Consider the following 15,744-nt stretch of genomic DNA (forward strand, 5'->3'; position numbering starts at 1 on the left):
ACATAACATAAATTATTGGGAACTTTTCTCATTAATTTGTTGTTAAAAAATAAGCATAGTGCATTTTCTATGTCGAAAAAAACCGCTATCTCTTCAATAAATTTATTACCACATTATGAAGGTGTTATTTCTATTCACCTATACTTATAGGAAATTTCAATGTGTTAGTTCTTGATTTTATGTTTTTAGGTGCCCTGAGCTACTGTATCTATTTAACAATAAGCCATTAAATAATTTCTGCTTTCGAATGTTTTGCCTAAAGCAGAATATTACGAAATCAAAAATTAATAAGACAATGCCTTTTTGGTTTTCCTAAAAGGCATTGTTTTTATACAAACTTGCAAAAAATCCCTAAAATCCCACCGCTTTCCATTCAAAAAAAGGCATTTTTACGGTATGCTAGATACAATTTTTTTCGATAAGTTTTAAAGGTCAAAATTTATGCAACAACAATATAACCCAAGTGCAATTGAGCCTAAAGTTCAGCAATTCTGGGCAGAAAATAAAGTTTTTAAAGCAGTTAAAGATGTAACAAAAGAGAAATACTATTGCCTTTCAATGTTGCCGTATCCATCAGGTAAATTACATATGGGGCACGTGCGTAACTACACAATCGGTGATGTAGTTTCTCGTTATCAACGTATGATCGGTAAAAATGTATTACAACCAATGGGTTGGGACGCTTTCGGTTTACCAGCAGAAGGTGCTGCAGTAAAAAATAACACTGCACCGGCAAAATGGACATACGAAAATATCGAATATATGAAAGGCCAGCTCAAAATGTTGGGCTTTTCTTACGACTGGGATCGTGAAGTAACCACTTGCCGTCCGGAATACTATAAATGGGAACAATGGTTCTTTACTGAGCTTTATAAAAAAGGTTTAGTCTATAAAAAAACCTCTACGGTCAACTGGTGCCCGAATGATGAAACCGTACTTGCAAACGAGCAAGTTCACGAAGGTTGTTGCTGGCGTTGTGATACACCTGTGGAACAGCGCGAAATCCCACAATGGTTTATCAAAATTACCGACTATGCTGAAGAATTATTAAATCACTTAGATAATCTTCCACAGTGGCCTGATCAAGTAAAAACTATGCAACGTAACTGGATCGGTCGTTCTGAAGGGGTTGAAATTACCTTCAAAATCGCCGGTTCAAATGCAGAATTACCGGTTTACACTACTCGTCCGGATACGTTCTTCGGTGTAAGCTATGTAGCGGTTGCTGCAGCTCACCCATTAGCCGAAATGGCAGCAGAAAATAATCCTGCACTTGCAGAATTTATTCGTGAAGCGAAAAACACCAAAGTTGCCGAAGCAGAATTAGCAACAATGGAGAAAAAAGGTATGGCGACAGGCCTGTTCGCTATCCACCCGCTAACAGGTAAAGAAGTACCGGTTTGGGTTGCTAACTTCGTATTAATGCACTACGGTACAGGTGCAGTAATGGCTGTGCCTGCACACGATGAACGTGACTTTGAATTTGCTCAAAAATACGGTTTGCAAATTAATCAAGTAATTCAACCGCTTGACGGTGCTGAATGGGATTTCACAAAAGCGGCTTATACCGAACACGGTAAATTAATCAATTCTGCTGAATTTGACGGTTTAGACTTTAATAAAGCGTTCAATGCGATTGCTGATAAATTAGAATCGATGAAAGTTGGTAAACGCCAAGTAAACTTCCGTCTGCGTGACTGGGGTGTGTCTCGTCAGCGTTACTGGGGGGCTCCAATCCCAATGATGACTACCGAAGACGGCGAAGTGGTTACCGTACCAATGCAAGATTTACCGGTGATTCTGCCTGAAGACGTAGTAATGAATGGCGTACAAAGCCCGATCAAAGCTGATCCTGAGTGGGCGAAAACCACTTACAACGGCAAACCTGCGTTAAAAGAAACCGATACATTCGACACCTTTATGGAATCGTCTTGGTACTACGCACGCTACACTTGCCCGCAATATCACGAAGGGATGTTAGATTCTGACGAGGCAAACTACTGGTTACCGGTGGATCAATATATCGGCGGTATCGAACACGCGACAATGCACTTGCTCTATTTCCGCTTCTTCCACAAATTGTTACGTGATGCGGGTATCTTAAATTCTGACGAACCGGCAACTAAACTTTTATGTCAAGGTATGGTGCTTGCTGATGCGTTCTATTACACCAGCCCGACTAACGAGCGTATTTGGGTTAGCCCAACACAAGTGACGTTAGAACGTGATGAAAAAGGCCGCATTATCAAGGCGACTGATCCTGAAGGTCGTGAGTTAGTTCACAGTGGTATGACCAAAATGTCGAAATCGAAAAACAACGGTATCGACCCACAAGAAATGGTGGAAAAATACGGTGCGGATACAGTACGTTTATTTATGATGTTTGCTTCACCGGCAGAAATGACGCTTGAATGGCAAGAATCCGGTGTGGAAGGTGCAAAACGCTTCTTAGGTCGTGTGTGGAATTTAGTGTATGAATACAGCCAAAATCCTGCGACAGCAGCATTAGATGTAGCAGCATTAAGCAAAGCACAAAAAGAGCTTCGCCGTGACGTACACAAAACCATTGCGAAAGTATCTGATGATATCGGTCGCCGTCAAACATTCAACACCGCAATTGCGGCGATTATGGAATTGATGAACAAACTGACAAAAGCTTCACTCGACAATGATCAAGATAAAGCGGTAATGGCGGAAGCACTCAGTGCAGTAGTACGTATGCTTTACCCAATTACGCCACATATCTGCTTCGAGTTATGGCAAGCGCTAGGCAATAACGATACGATTGACTTTGCGCCATGGGTAGTTGCAGATGAATCAGCAATGGTTGAAGACGAAAAATTGGTTGTGGTACAAGTAAATGGTAAAGTACGTGGTAAAGTTACTGTTTCAGCAACAGCAACCGAAGATGAAGTTAAAGCAATTGCGAAAGCGGATGCAAACGTAGCGAAATTCTTAGAAGGCGTAGAAATCGTGAAAGAAATCTATGTACCGTATAAAATGTTAAGTTTTGCGGTAAAAGCCTAATAGCAATGAGGGCGAACTATGTTCGCCCTTTATTGTGAATATTACGAAAATGGGTATATGTAGCACTTCTCTACAACCCTATTTTGATTGGAGTTCCCAATGTTAAAAAAACTCTCTCTTTTAGCCGTTCTCGGTTTAACCGCTTGCGGTTGGCACTTCAAAAACAATGAAGTGCTACCGCAAGATCTGCGTACACTGACATTTGAAAGTGCCGATCAGCATAGCGATATGTCGCGTACTTTACGTCATCAACTACAACTTAACGATGTAGAATTAGTTTCCGCAACGGAAGGCGTCGCTAAATTACGTCTTGTTGGTGCTTCAAGCGGCAGTAAAGTCGTTTCGGTGTTTAAACAAGCGCGTGAAGCGGAAAAATTACTCACGTTAAATGTACAAGCAATCGTGGATGTACCGAAAAAAGGCGCATATCCGTTAGAAGTTTCCGTTCACCGTACTTTCTTTGATGACTCTCGTGCCGCATTAGCAAAATCGGCAGAGCAAGAAATGATTATGAAAGATATGTATGAGCAAGCTTCTCGCCAGCTTATCATCAAAATGGCCGGTTTACATAAAGAATTAAATCAAGCTAAATAATTCATTAACCACAGATAACACGGATTTCACGCAAACAAGCGGTTAAATTCTTGCACTTTTTTACAAGCGGGCAATCCGTGTTTATCCGTGTAATCCGTGGTTTTCAATATGCAAAAAGTTTTCCCTGAAGCACTTCCTACTGTTTTATCCAAAAGTCTCTCCCCTTTTTATCTCTTGACCGGGAACGATCTGTTATTACTGAACGAAAGCAAAGATCATATCGTACAAGCTGCTCGTTTAGCCGATTTCGATGAGAAACAAGAAGTCAGTATTGCAAATGACACAAAATGGGAAGATCTCTTTGAGGCCGCACAATCAAACGGTTTGTTCTTTAATCGCCAAATTATTATTCTCAACCTGCCGGAAACGCCAACTGCAGCACAAATGAAAAATGTTGCGGAGTTATGCCGTTTTAGCCATCCGGATCTATTGTTGATTCTCTGCTTGCCGAAATTCAGTAAGGCAATGGAAAAGCAAGCATGGTTCACACAAATCGAAGCACAAACCGTACAAATCAATTGCCAAACGCCGGAAATGGCTAAATTACCGACTTGGATCTCACATAGAGCCAAAGCTATGGAATTGCAGATTGAGCCGGAAGCCATTCAGTTGCTCTGTTATAGCTATGAAGGAAATTTATTAGCGCTAAAACAAGCGTTACAGATGCTGCAACTCCGCTTTAACGACGGAAAAATTTCACTGGCTCGCGCTAAAGAAGTGGTGGAACAATCCGCTCAATTTTCACCATTTCAATGGATTGATGCCTTATTAGAAGGCAAAATTGCTCGTGCGGAACGTATTTTAAAACATCTACAAAACGAAGAAGTTCAACCGGTTGTCTTGCTACGTATTATTCAAAAAGAACTACTGGTGCTGCTGGAAATTACTCGTTCTCCGCAACCAGTGCAAAATAGCAATCAGCCGTTATATATGGGTAATTTACGTGCGGAATTCGACCGCTTGAAGGTCTGGCAAAATCGCCGTCCTTTTTATCAAGCCGCAGTGCAACGCTTAACGTATAAAAAATTGTATCAACTTATTCAACGCTTAGCGGAATTGGAAAAGCAAGTAAAACAAGAATTTAGTGATGAAATTTGGCTGGAATTAGAGCGTTTTTCCGCCTATTTTGAATAGAAAAGTGAGTACGGAAGCTACTACAAGCGGTTAAATTTTATGATAAATTTGCAATAGCTTCCGTCATAGTTATTGGTTAGTAATGCCCTTCTAAATCCGAAGTCATCACATCATTCTCAACTGCCGCAATACGCTTTTCTTCATTTGCCCATTCACCCAAATCGATCAATTGACAACGTTCGCTACAAAACGGGCGATATTTACTTTCCGGCTTCCAAATCACTTCTTGATGACAAGTCGGACAATTTACGATAGTTTCTGACATTCGCTTTCCTTATATTTTGCTAAATCTAAATACTGTTGGTGTAAGGTAAAGACTTGTGTTTTTATACGCTCAAGCCCCTGTTCCAACGGCAAATTATTTTCAATCACATCATCGGCATAACGCAGTCGCTCTGTTCGGCTAACTTGTGATGCCATAATGCTTTTAATCGTTTCAACCTTACTTTGATCTCGCTTGGTTGCTCGTTCCAGCTGAATGGCTGGCTCTACATCAATGACGATTACTCGGTCACAAAATTCAGTAAGGTTATTTTCAATCAATAACGGTACCACAAATAATAAATATGGTGCGGAACAGGCTTGTATTTGGCTTAACATCTCTTGACGAATAGCCGGATGCAACAAGTTATTTAACCATATTTTCTCTTGTTCTTGATGAAAAATAATTTGACGTAACTTGGCTCGATCCAGTTCACCTTGAGAGGTTAGAATCTCATCGCCAAAATGCTCGGCAATTTTACTCAATAGCGGTGCCCCCTTTTCAACCACTTGGCGAGCAACAATATCCGCATCAATTAATGGTACGCCGAGTTCGGCAAATAAGTTTGCGACTGTCGTTTTGCCACTTCCGATTCCGCCGGTTAAACCAACTACATAGGTCATTTTTAATTCCCATACTAACAATTAGGCATAAATTTTATCAATAATTAGTACGAAAGTCGAAAAGCTAATAAAAGGAATAAAAGGCAATTTTACTAAAGTACGCTTCATTATGGCTTGATAGCCGAAATAATAAATACAACCTGAAACACAAGCCAGTAAGATTAATTTCAACATATCGTCAATGTTAAACAAAGGCGAAATTGAGCTAATCACTAAGCTATCACCTATACCAAATGCCTCTTTCTTCCAGAACCACAAAATTCCGTAATGAAGGCAGGTAAAAAATAATATACAACCCAATAAGGTTTCTATATGTGCAGCCATTGGTTCATAGACCAGAGCCAAAACGAATATCGCAATAACATAACGAATATCCGTTAAATAGTAACAAGAATCCAACACACTCAAAAACAGCAAAATCATCAATAAAAATGCGAGTGTCATTGAGGGAATATGAAATGTAAGTAATGGAAAAGCCCAGAAGAAAAAATTAGCCAAATAGCTTTGTTTGGGTTGTAATTTTGAATGCTGACTAAAATAGTCATAACTATGTATAGGAGGCAATAAGCTACTGTATTCTTGATATACTTGTTGATTAATATGATTAGCAAATAACTTGATGGCTCGTTTACACCAAAATGCAAATAAAAATGCTATTAGTGTCGCAAAAAATTGATTAAATTCAACCGCTTCCATTATACGAGAATCCCCAAATCAAAAATCGGCAAATAAAGCCCAATTAAAACCGTGCCAATAATAATCCCCATAAGTAGCATTAAAATCGGCTCAAGTAATTGTGAAAGCAAATCTATTTGATAATCTAATTTCAGCTGATAAATATCACTAATCTGCGTACACATCACCGCTAAATTAGCACTTTTCTCTCCTATCGTGATCATTTGTACCATTTGTGGAGTGAATACTGCCGGGTTTAATCCTTCCGAAAATTTATACCCTTGTTGTAATAAAGATAACGTAAGTCGTACTTGTTCCTGTAAAAGTCTATCGTGCATTTTCTCAGCTAAAAAAGCTTTTAGAGCCACTTCTAAATGCAGATGGGCACTTAACATTAGCGCAAGATTCTGAGTAAAGAAGATAATTCTCGTATAACGAATAACTTGATTAAAGAAGGGGATATAAGACAACAGACGCATCTGACAAGCGGTCAAATTTCCGAATTTTTTTGCAAAACAGAGCAACACTCCCATCACTACTATACTGCCACAACATAGAAATATCCCATTCTGTCGTAAAAACGCAGAGAGAGAAAATAATAATGACGTTAACCATGGCAAATTCTGTGCCTTACCCATATACAAATCGGCAAATTGAGGCACAATAAAAACTAACAACCCAAGCGTCAATACACACGAAATGACTAATACAATCAGCGGATAAAATGTAATTTTTCTGACTTTCTTCGCTAATTTATCTGCTTGATTACGTGTTTTAGCAATATTTTCCAAAACCACACTTAATTTACCACTTTGTTCGCCCATCCGAATTAATTGGATTTCTTGCTTAGAAAGATAAAGATCCAATTTCGCTAAACTCGCAGAAAAGCTATATCCTGAGCTTATCGAAGCATTTAAAGCTAATAGCCATTGATATAACTTAATATTCGTACAATTTTCCTGCTGCATCATTAACGCTTGTTTAAAAGGAATGGAAGCATTAATCAATAATGCTAATTGCGCAAGAAATTGAGTAACTTCATCTGCTTTAGGCTGTCGAGAAAAAGTAAAATTGCGTTGAATATGAATATATTGATAACCTTTTGCCAAGAGCTTTTGTTCTGCCTCAGCATGATTTTGGGCTAATAAAATACCACTTTGTTTTTGTTGAAAACGATTCTTCGCTTTCCAGTGAAATTCAAAAATACTAACCATCACCTAACACCCGCTTTACTTCGTCTACTGTTGTTATGTTAGCCGCTAACTTTTGTTCAGCACTGGCTCGTAAATTGTCATAATCCAAATAAGCGGTCGATTTTTCAAAAAATTTACCTTGTTTTGCAAGTAATTGGTAAATTCCCGTTCGCCCTTTATAACCGTGATAACAGTTATCACATCCTTTTCCGCCACATTGCGGACAACGTTTACGTAATAAACGCTGTGCGATAATCAGTTGCAGCGAATTCTTAATCTCATACTCTTTAATCCCTAATTGTAGTAAACGCTCAATCGCAGACGGTGCATCATTCGTATGTAATGTAGAAAGCACTAGATGCCCTGTTTGTGCTGCTCTTAATGCAATTTCAGCACTTTCTTGATCACGAATTTCTCCTAACATAATAATGTCCGGATCTTGTCGTAAAAATGTTCTGAGTAATTGGCTAAAGTCTAATTGAATTGCACGATTTACTTGAGTTTGGATAATCCCTTCTATCTCAATTTCAATCGGGTCTTCTGCCGTCAGAATATGCCGTTCGCTATTATTTAAATAATTTAACGCACTATATAACGTAATACTTTTACCACTGCCCGTTGGTCCTGTCACCAGAATCAGCCCTTGTGGTTGATGTAGTGCCGTAAGTAGTAATTGTTTTTGTTCCGGTGAGAAACCTAATTCCAAAAAATCGAAATGAGTAGGTTTATTCTTTTGTAAACGTAAAACGATTTTTTCACCAAAGCTCGTGGGTAAACTGGACACTCGAAAATCTAATGTCTCAGCCGTTACCGTCTTAAAATTAAATTGGCCATCTTGTGGTAAACGTGTTTCGCTAATATCTAATTTAGCTAACAATTTAAGCCTCGTGATAATACGATTAGCTAAACTAAACGATAAACTTTTATAGATATGCAATACCCCATCAATACGCAATCTAATCTGTAGCTTCTCTTTTTGCGGTTCAAAGTGAATGTCCGAAGCATTTTGCTTTAAGCAGAATTTAAATAAATTATCTAAAATCTGAATAATGGGATCATTTTGATTGAGTAGATCTAAATTATCCGGCGATTGATAATTTAACTCAGTTTCCTCGTATAGTGATTGCTGTTCCGGTGAAAGTTGATTAAGCAAGTATTTCAATTCATCGGAGGAAATCAAAACAGGTTCAATTGTTTTATGCGCAATAAATGCAAAAATTTCACAAGCACTTAAATTATTCATATCATCAATTGCAAGCCATAACGTATCGTCATTTTCTTGAATCGGAATGGCTAAATAACGCAACAAAATATGTTTTTCGTCACAATTTTTCTGCCACAAGGATTCAGAGATATCAAATACCTGCTGGCTATTCATATCACAAACCGAATACTGCATTTGATTTCCTCCTTATATTATTATTCCGAGCAAAATGCTGCGGGGAATAAACTTTTATCCTCTCCTGAACAGGTTGTTTTCCACGTCAGTGTTTTACTTGAATAATCCGGTGTAAGTGTATAACCATATCCCGCTACGCTGCCCTTGCCATTCACGGTTATAGTACCGGCAGTTACAGAGACTGAATCTAAATACTTAGAATTTTTAAGATCATCGCCATTCTTAATGCCATTGGCTCCACTAAAACAGCTATTGGTAGCTCCAGTGTTATAAATACAAATTTCTACATCCGTTTTATATGCAGAAGATGCCGCTAACAGTTCGGATAATGCCGCTTTTTTGGTGTAATTGTTATAAGAAGGAATCGCCACAGTTGCTAAAATTGCAATGATTGCAATCACAATCATTAATTCAATCAGGGTAAATGCCTGTTGTATCGGTTTAATTATGTGTTTCATCTATAAGTTCCTTTTTTGTCCACGCTTATTGCGCTCTATTAGTTTGCAAGCTGTTTTAAATCAATGCGATAACCGAACATCAAATTCTCGATCCGGATCGCAAAAACAAATTCTTACCTGTTTATTTACTCAGTATTTTTTGCTATGATTTTATCGGTTTAAATCAAATAGAGGTCAAAATGGCAAAAGCACCGAAAACGGCTTACGTATGTAATGATTGTGGCGCAGAATATTCTCGCTGGATGGGTCAATGCAAAGAGTGCAAAGCATGGAATACGATTAGTGAAGTTCGCTTAATTTCTAGTAAAGAATCAAGCAAAAATGACCGCTTCAGTGGCTATGCTGGAGAGACTTCAGGCAAGGTACAAACACTTTCCGAAATCAGCTTACAAGAAGTGCCTCGTTTTAGTAGTGGGTTTAATGAGCTTGATCGCGTACTCGGCGGTGGTGTCGTGCCCGGTTCTGCTATTCTCATCGGGGGGCATCCTGGTGCGGGAAAATCAACCCTATTACTGCAAGTAATGTGTGGCTTATCAAAAATGCTACCGACGCTCTATGTCACTGGTGAAGAATCATTACAACAGGTTGCAATGCGTGCTAATCGTTTAGGGCTACCAACTGATAACCTGAAAATGCTTTCGGAAACATCTGTCGAACATATTTGCAATATTGCCGACCAAGAAAAACCTAAATTAATGGTAATTGACTCTATTCAAGTGATGCATTTATCCGATATTCAATCCTCGCCGGGTTCTGTTGCTCAAGTACGAGAATGTGCATCATTTCTTACCCGCTATGCCAAAACACGCCAAGTGGCAATTATTATGGTCGGTCACGTCACCAAAGACGGTACGCTTGCCGGCCCAAAAGTGTTAGAACACGCTATTGATGCCTCATTATTGCTAGAAGGTGAATCTGATTCACGTTTCAGAACATTACGAAGCCAAAAAAACCGATTTGGTGCGGTAAATGAACTTGGTGTATTTGCTATGACTGAACAAGGTTTACGAGAAGTTAAAAATCCATCCGCTATTTTTTTAAGCCGTAGTGATGAATTGGTTTCAGGCAGTTCTGTTATGGTACTTTGGGAAGGAACTCGCCCATTATTAGTCGAAATTCAAGCGCTGGTTGATCATTCTATGTTAGCTAATCCACGCCGTGTGGCGGTCGGTTTAGATCATAATCGCTTATCGCTCTTACTTGCAGTGCTTCATCGCCATGGCGGACTGCAAATGTCTGACCAAGATGTTTTTGTTAACGTTGTTGGGGGCGTAAAAGTCACAGAAACCAGTGCCGATCTTGCTTTAATTTTGGCACTGATCTCAAGTTTTAGAAATCGCCCGTTACCACAGGACTTAGTAATTTTTGGTGAAGTAGGACTTGCCGGCGAAATTCGTCCGGTGCCGAGTGGTCAAGAACGTATTAGCGAAGCGGCAAAACACGGTTTTAAACGAGCAATCGTGCCATTTGGTAATATGCCGAAAAAACCGATAAAAGATATGGAAGTGATTGGGGTTAAAAAATTAAGTGATGCGCTAGATGCGCTTGGTAATTTATAATCTTGTTAATTTAAATTTAGCTACGATATAAAAACTTTCATTCAATAGGAATCTTATTTATGGCAATGCAAATCACATTATCGCAACAAGCCGCTCCGGAACAATGGGGCAAAAATGCAATTCTGTCAGCCAATGAACAAGGTATGACAATTCACCTACAAAAAGATCCGTTAACGACTATTCAACGTGCTGCCCGTAAAATTAAAAATCAAAGTATATTGAATGTTGCACTTACCGGTTCTGATTGGGGCCTAGAAGAATGCTGGGCATTCCATCAAGGTTTTGTCAGTGTCCGCAATACCGGAACAGTAAATTACCCTGACTTAGCCGAACAACAAGCGGAATTTGACGCACGTGTACACTGCTCTAGCTTTACTCGATCTTTGATTAACGAATCTTCTGAAACACTTACACCTGAGAAATTAGCTCAAAAAGCAGCGGAGTTTATTACCAAACAGTCTGAGCAATATCTCGGTAAAAATGCGGTATCCGCTGAAATTATTTGCGGTGAAGAACTGAAAAAACAGGGTTATCACGGCATTTGGACTGTGGGTAAAGGCTCGGCAAATAAACCGGCATTGCTCAAATTGGATTTCAATCCAAGCGGTGATATTAATTCACCTGTGCTTGCTTGTTTAGTCGGTAAAGGCATTACCTTCGATACCGGTGGTTATAGCATTAAACCGAGTGACTCAATGAGTACCATGCGTACCGATATGGGTGGTGCAGCCTTATTAACTGGTGCATTAGGCTTTGCAATCAGTCGTGGCTTAACACAACGTGTAAAACTCTACTTATGCTGTGCGGAAAATATGGTAAGCAGTACTGCATTTAAATTAGGCGATATTATCGAATATCGCAATGGCGTTAGTGCAGAAGTGTTGAATACCGATGCGGAAGGTCGCTTAGTGTTAGCGGATGGCCTAATTAAAGCAAGTGAGCAAAATGCAAAATTTATCATTGATGCAGCAACCTTAACCGGTGCCGCAAAAGTGGCGGTCGGTAATGACTACCATTCGGTACTTTCTATGGATGATGAATTAACCGCTCGCCTATTTAATGCAGCAAAAGCGGAAAACGAACCGTTCTGGCGTTTACCATTTGAAGAATTTCATCGCTCACAAATTTCGTCATCATTTGCCGATATTGCCAATATCGGATCGGTGCCGGTTGGTGCTGGTGCAAGTACCGCAACTGCATTTTTATCGTACTTCGTTAAAGATTACGCTCAAAATTGGTTACATATTGATGCCTCAGCCACTTTCCGTAAAACAGCAAGTGATTTATGGGCAGCCGGTGCAACCGGTTTAGGGATGAAGACCCTAGCGAATCTGCTTTTATCTCAATAAGCTTTTAGTAAAATTTCTGGAAAATTTAACCGCTTGTTCCGCTAAAGTTAGCGTAAAACAAGCGGTTTTATTTTGCTTTGTGTATAATATTACGAATTGACTTCTATTTTGCCATTTAGGAACAAATATGAATTACTTAGCGAGCGCAAACGAAACTCTCAGCCTTTATACCCAAGCAATTAACCAGCTTAATCAGCGTTTAGACGGTACATTTAATCAAGCGATCGAAATGATTTTAAACTGTGAAGGCCGTGTCGTGGTTGCGGGTATCGGTAAATCCGGTTTAGTCGGGCAAAAAATGGTAGCGACGTTTGCTTCAACCGGCACACCAAGTTTTTATTTACATCCGACCGAAGCGTTCCATGGCGATTTAGGGATGTTAAAACCGATTGATGTGGTGATTCTTATTTCCAACAGCGGTGAAACCGATGATGTGATTAAATTATTACCAAGCCTAAAAAGCTTTGGTAATACAATTATTGCGATGACCGGAAATCCGCATTCGACACTGGCTCAACATGCCAATTTAATTCTCAATATCGGTGTTGAACGAGAGGCCTGCCCAAATAATCTTGCCCCAACTACATCAACACTAGTGACTATGGCGCTAGGCGATGCGCTAGCGATTGCATTAATCAATGCTCGTGGTTTTAAAGCGGAAGATTTTGCTCGCTTCCACCCGGGCGGTAGTTTAGGACGTAAATTACTCAATCGCGTGAAAGATGTGATGCAAACCAAGTTACCTATTGCGCAACCAAATGCAGATTTCAGTACGATTTTAAGTGTGATGAATGAAGGCAGAATGGGAGTTGCACTGATTATGCAAAATGAAGATTTACAGGGCATTATTACTGATGGTGATATTCGCCGTACGCTCGCTCAATTCGGTGCTGGAAGTCTAACGAAAACAGCGGAACAAATTATGTCTAAAAATCCGAAAACCATTTCGGATAATACTTATTTAGCGAAGGCGGAAGAAATGATGAAAGAATTGCATATCCATTCGCTTATTGCGCTGAATGACGAGGGTAAAGTGTCCGGTATTATGGAATTCTCAAGTTAAGGATATTTTGTGGCGAAATCAAATTATATTACGCGTAGCGGATGGCAAACCTTAGATCAAGAGCTTAAATTTTTATGGAAAGATGAGCGTCCGAAAGTAACACAAGCGGTTTCAGAAGCGGCGGCTTTAGGTGATCGTAGCGAGAATGCCGAATATATCTATGGTAAACGTCGTTTACGTGAAATTGACCGCCGAGTTCGTTTTTTATCCAAACGTTTAGAAGTGTTACAAATCGTGGATTATCATCCGAAACAAGAAGGCAAAGTGTTTTTTGGCGCTTGGGTTGAGCTTGAAAATGAGCAAGGTGAAACCAAGCAATATCGGATTGTCGGTTGTGATGAATTTGATCCGGCTAAGAATTGGATCTCGATTGATTCACCGGTAGCCCGAGCGTTAATCGGTAAAGAAGTGGATGATGAAATTAAGGTCGATACGCCACTTGGCAAAAGCTTGCTATATATCAATAAAATCTGGTACGAGAAAGAAAGTCTTTACTAGACATAAAAATATAAGCGGTCGTTTTTAACGGGAAATTTGCAAAATTCCAGTCAAAAACGACCGCTTGTTTTTAGCACGTCAAACGAAAAATTAGATCGCTTTTAATACGTTTACCATTTCAATTGCACCTAATGCACACTCTGAACCTTTGTTACCTGCTTTAGTACCCGCGCGTTCAATCGCTTGTTCAATATTTTCTGTGGTTAATACACCGAAAATTACCGGTACACCGGTTTCTAATGCAACTGCACCGATACCTTTTGCCGCTTCATTACATACGTAATCATAATGAGTTGTTGAACCGCGAATTACCGTACCTAAGCAGATTACCGCATCATATTTACCGCTTGTTGCCATTTTTTTCGCGACTAACGGGATCTCAAATGCTCCCGGTACCCACGCCGTATCAATATTGTTTTCATCCGCACCGTGACGCACTAAGGTATCAATTGCACCACTTAATAATTTATCGTTGATAAAATCGTTGAAACGTGCGGTTACGATACCGAATTTTAAACCTGTCGCAACTAAGTTACCTGTAATCTTTGCCATTTTTTTGTCCTCTTGAAATATGCAAAATTTTATAAAAAAGTGACCGCTTGTATCATTTTATAGTAGGGAAGCAATGCTTGCTTCCCTAACATTACATACAGTCGTTAAAGTTAGAAGTTAAACATATGTCCCATTTTTACCTGTTTTACTTTTAGGTAGTCAATGTCATTTTTGTTCGGTTCTACAATAATCGGCTCACGTGCAACGATATTTAACCCTTGCTCTTTTAAGCCTTCAATTTTTGCCGGATTATTGGTTAATAAACGGATCGATTTCACGCCTAACTGCTGGAACATTTGCGCACCGATATAATACTCACGTTCGTCCTCTTTAAAACCTAAAGCAACGTTCGCTTCAACTGTATCCATCCCTTTATCTTGCAGTTCGTAAGCACGTAACTTATTAATTAAACCGATACCACGACCTTCTTGACGTAGATACAGTACAACGCCTCTACCTTCTTTTTCAATTTGTGTCATTGCTGCGGCAAATTGTTGCCCGCAGTCACAACGTTGAGAGCCGAACGCATCACCGGTTAAACATTCAGAATGAATACGCGCTAAAACTTGCTCACCGTCCGTTAAATCACCTTTGACTAACGCAACGTGTTCTTTACCTGAAATCACTTCAACAAAGCTATGCGCCATAAACTCGCCGTATTTGGTTGGCATTTTTACCACGGAGATTTGTTTCACTAAGCTATCATGCTTACGGCGATATTCTTGTAATTGTTGAATCGTGATAAATGGCATATTGTGCTCTATGGCAAATTTTTGTAGATCCGGCATGGTCATCATGGTGCCGTCATCTGCCATAATTTCACAACATAAACCAGCGTGTTTTAAACCAGCTAAACGAGCTAAATCAACAGTGGCTTCGGTATGACCGTTACGTACTAAAACACCACCGTCTTTTGCTACTAATGGGAACATATGCCCTGGGCGGCGGAAATCACTTGCTTTCGCACTATCATCTACAATTTTCATTGCAGTAATTGAACGCTCAAAGGCAGAAATGCCTGTTCCTGTATCAATATGATCCACCGATACCGTAAATGCCGTTTCATGGTTATCTTCATTGACTGCCACCATCGGATGGAAATTTAACTTTTTAGCAATTTCCGTTGAAACCGGTGTGCAAATTAAACCTTTACCGTAAGTTGCCATAAAGTTGATATTTTCCGGTGTCGCAAATTCTGCCGCACAAATAAAATCGCCTTCGTTTTCACGATCTTCATCGTCAGTCACTAAAATGATTTTACCTTGACGAATCGCTTCAATTGCATCTTCTACTTTTGAAAATTGGAAATCTGTCATCTTCTTTTCCTAAAATATACATTTTTTGTCGGTAGAGACACA

General features: G+C 39.5%; 15 protein-coding genes. 7 read left to right on the top strand and 8 right to left on the bottom strand.

The features are described from left to right. Positions 1-441 precede the first annotated feature (441 nt). The 3 genes from leuS (at position 442) to holA (ending at position 4,755) form a co-directional block, all read left to right on the top strand. Complete coding sequence (leuS, locus tag ASU1_RS05120) at positions 442-3,027, top strand: leucine--tRNA ligase (protein WP_014991729.1); 2,586 nt, start codon at positions 442-444, stop codon at positions 3,025-3,027. A 99-nt stretch (positions 3,028-3,126) separates the two neighbouring features. Then, positions 3,127-3,621, top strand: a complete 495-nt coding sequence (locus ASU1_RS05125) for an LPS-assembly lipoprotein LptE (RefSeq protein WP_005597385.1) — start codon at positions 3,127-3,129, stop codon at positions 3,619-3,621. A gap of 108 nt (positions 3,622-3,729) precedes the next feature. Further along, complete coding sequence (holA, locus tag ASU1_RS05130; RefSeq protein WP_014991730.1) at positions 3,730-4,755, top strand: DNA polymerase III subunit delta; 1,026 nt, start codon at positions 3,730-3,732, stop codon at positions 4,753-4,755. A gap of 76 nt (positions 4,756-4,831) precedes the next feature. Here the strand turns inward: holA and yacG are convergent, their stop codons facing one another. From yacG to ASU1_RS05160, 6 genes are read right to left on the bottom strand one after another with little or no spacing between them, the layout of a single operon-like run. Next, a complete protein-coding gene (gene yacG / locus ASU1_RS05135) occupies positions 4,832-5,020 on the bottom strand; it encodes a DNA gyrase inhibitor YacG (protein ID WP_005623139.1) in 189 nt (62 codons plus the stop codon). Continuing rightward, positions 5,002-5,640 carry a dephospho-CoA kinase gene (gene coaE / locus ASU1_RS05140; RefSeq protein WP_014991731.1) on the bottom strand — a complete coding sequence of 213 codons (639 nt, stop codon included), beginning with the start codon at positions 5,638-5,640 and terminating at the stop codon, positions 5,002-5,004. The genes yacG and coaE overlap by 19 nt, the downstream gene beginning before the upstream one ends. Positions 5,641-5,661: 21 nt before the next feature. Continuing rightward, positions 5,662-6,336, bottom strand: coding sequence for an A24 family peptidase (locus tag ASU1_RS05145; RefSeq protein ID WP_014991732.1), 675 nt, complete (start codon positions 6,334-6,336; stop codon positions 5,662-5,664). Continuing rightward, complete coding sequence (locus tag ASU1_RS05150) at positions 6,336-7,529, bottom strand: type II secretion system F family protein (RefSeq protein WP_014991733.1); 1,194 nt, start codon at positions 7,527-7,529, stop codon at positions 6,336-6,338. Before ASU1_RS05150 ends, ASU1_RS05145 begins: the two co-directional genes overlap by 1 nt. Further along, on the bottom strand, positions 7,522-8,907 hold the full coding sequence (locus ASU1_RS05155; RefSeq protein ID WP_014991734.1) for a GspE/PulE family protein: 1,386 nt from the start codon (positions 8,905-8,907) through the stop codon (positions 7,522-7,524). Before ASU1_RS05155 ends, ASU1_RS05150 begins: the two co-directional genes overlap by 8 nt. Before the next feature lie 20 nt (positions 8,908-8,927). Next, entirely contained in the window at positions 8,928-9,365 is a 438-nt protein-coding gene (locus tag ASU1_RS05160) for a pilin (RefSeq protein ID WP_014991735.1), read from the bottom strand. Between the two features lie 179 nt (positions 9,366-9,544). Between ASU1_RS05160 and radA the strand changes: the two genes are divergently transcribed. The 4 genes from radA to greB all read left to right on the top strand — a co-directional run bounded on the left by radA (position 9,545) and on the right by greB (position 13,834). Next, complete coding sequence (gene radA / locus ASU1_RS05165; RefSeq protein ID WP_014991736.1) at positions 9,545-10,924, top strand: DNA repair protein RadA; 1,380 nt, start codon at positions 9,545-9,547, stop codon at positions 10,922-10,924. A 65-nt stretch (positions 10,925-10,989) separates the two neighbouring features. Next, positions 10,990-12,273, top strand: coding sequence for an aminopeptidase PepB (gene pepB, locus ASU1_RS05170; RefSeq protein WP_014991737.1), 1,284 nt, complete (start codon positions 10,990-10,992; stop codon positions 12,271-12,273). Positions 12,274-12,400: 127 nt separating this feature from the next. Continuing rightward, positions 12,401-13,336: a KpsF/GutQ family sugar-phosphate isomerase gene (locus tag ASU1_RS05175; RefSeq protein ID WP_014991738.1), complete on the top strand. Its 936-nt coding sequence runs from the start codon at positions 12,401-12,403 to the stop codon at positions 13,334-13,336. Between the two features lie 9 nt (positions 13,337-13,345). Next, positions 13,346-13,834, top strand: a complete 489-nt coding sequence (greB, locus tag ASU1_RS05180; RefSeq protein ID WP_014991739.1) for a transcription elongation factor GreB — start codon at positions 13,346-13,348, stop codon at positions 13,832-13,834. A 90-nt stretch (positions 13,835-13,924) separates the two neighbouring features. Here greB and ribH read toward each other — a convergent pair whose 3' ends face one another. Both ribH and ASU1_RS05190 read right to left on the bottom strand, forming a co-directional pair. After that, entirely contained in the window at positions 13,925-14,386 is a 462-nt protein-coding gene (gene ribH, locus ASU1_RS05185; RefSeq protein ID WP_005596393.1) for a 6,7-dimethyl-8-ribityllumazine synthase, read from the bottom strand. Positions 14,387-14,496: 110 nt separating this feature from the next. After that, positions 14,497-15,702 (bottom strand): bifunctional 3,4-dihydroxy-2-butanone-4-phosphate synthase/GTP cyclohydrolase II, encoded by a 1,206-nt coding sequence (locus ASU1_RS05190; RefSeq protein ID WP_014991740.1) that lies wholly within the window; start codon positions 15,700-15,702, stop codon positions 14,497-14,499. Positions 15,703-15,744: the final 42 nt, after the last annotated feature.

The organism is Actinobacillus suis ATCC 33415 (genome assembly GCF_000739435.1).
Lineage (GTDB): Bacteria > Pseudomonadota > Gammaproteobacteria > Enterobacterales > Pasteurellaceae > Actinobacillus > Actinobacillus suis.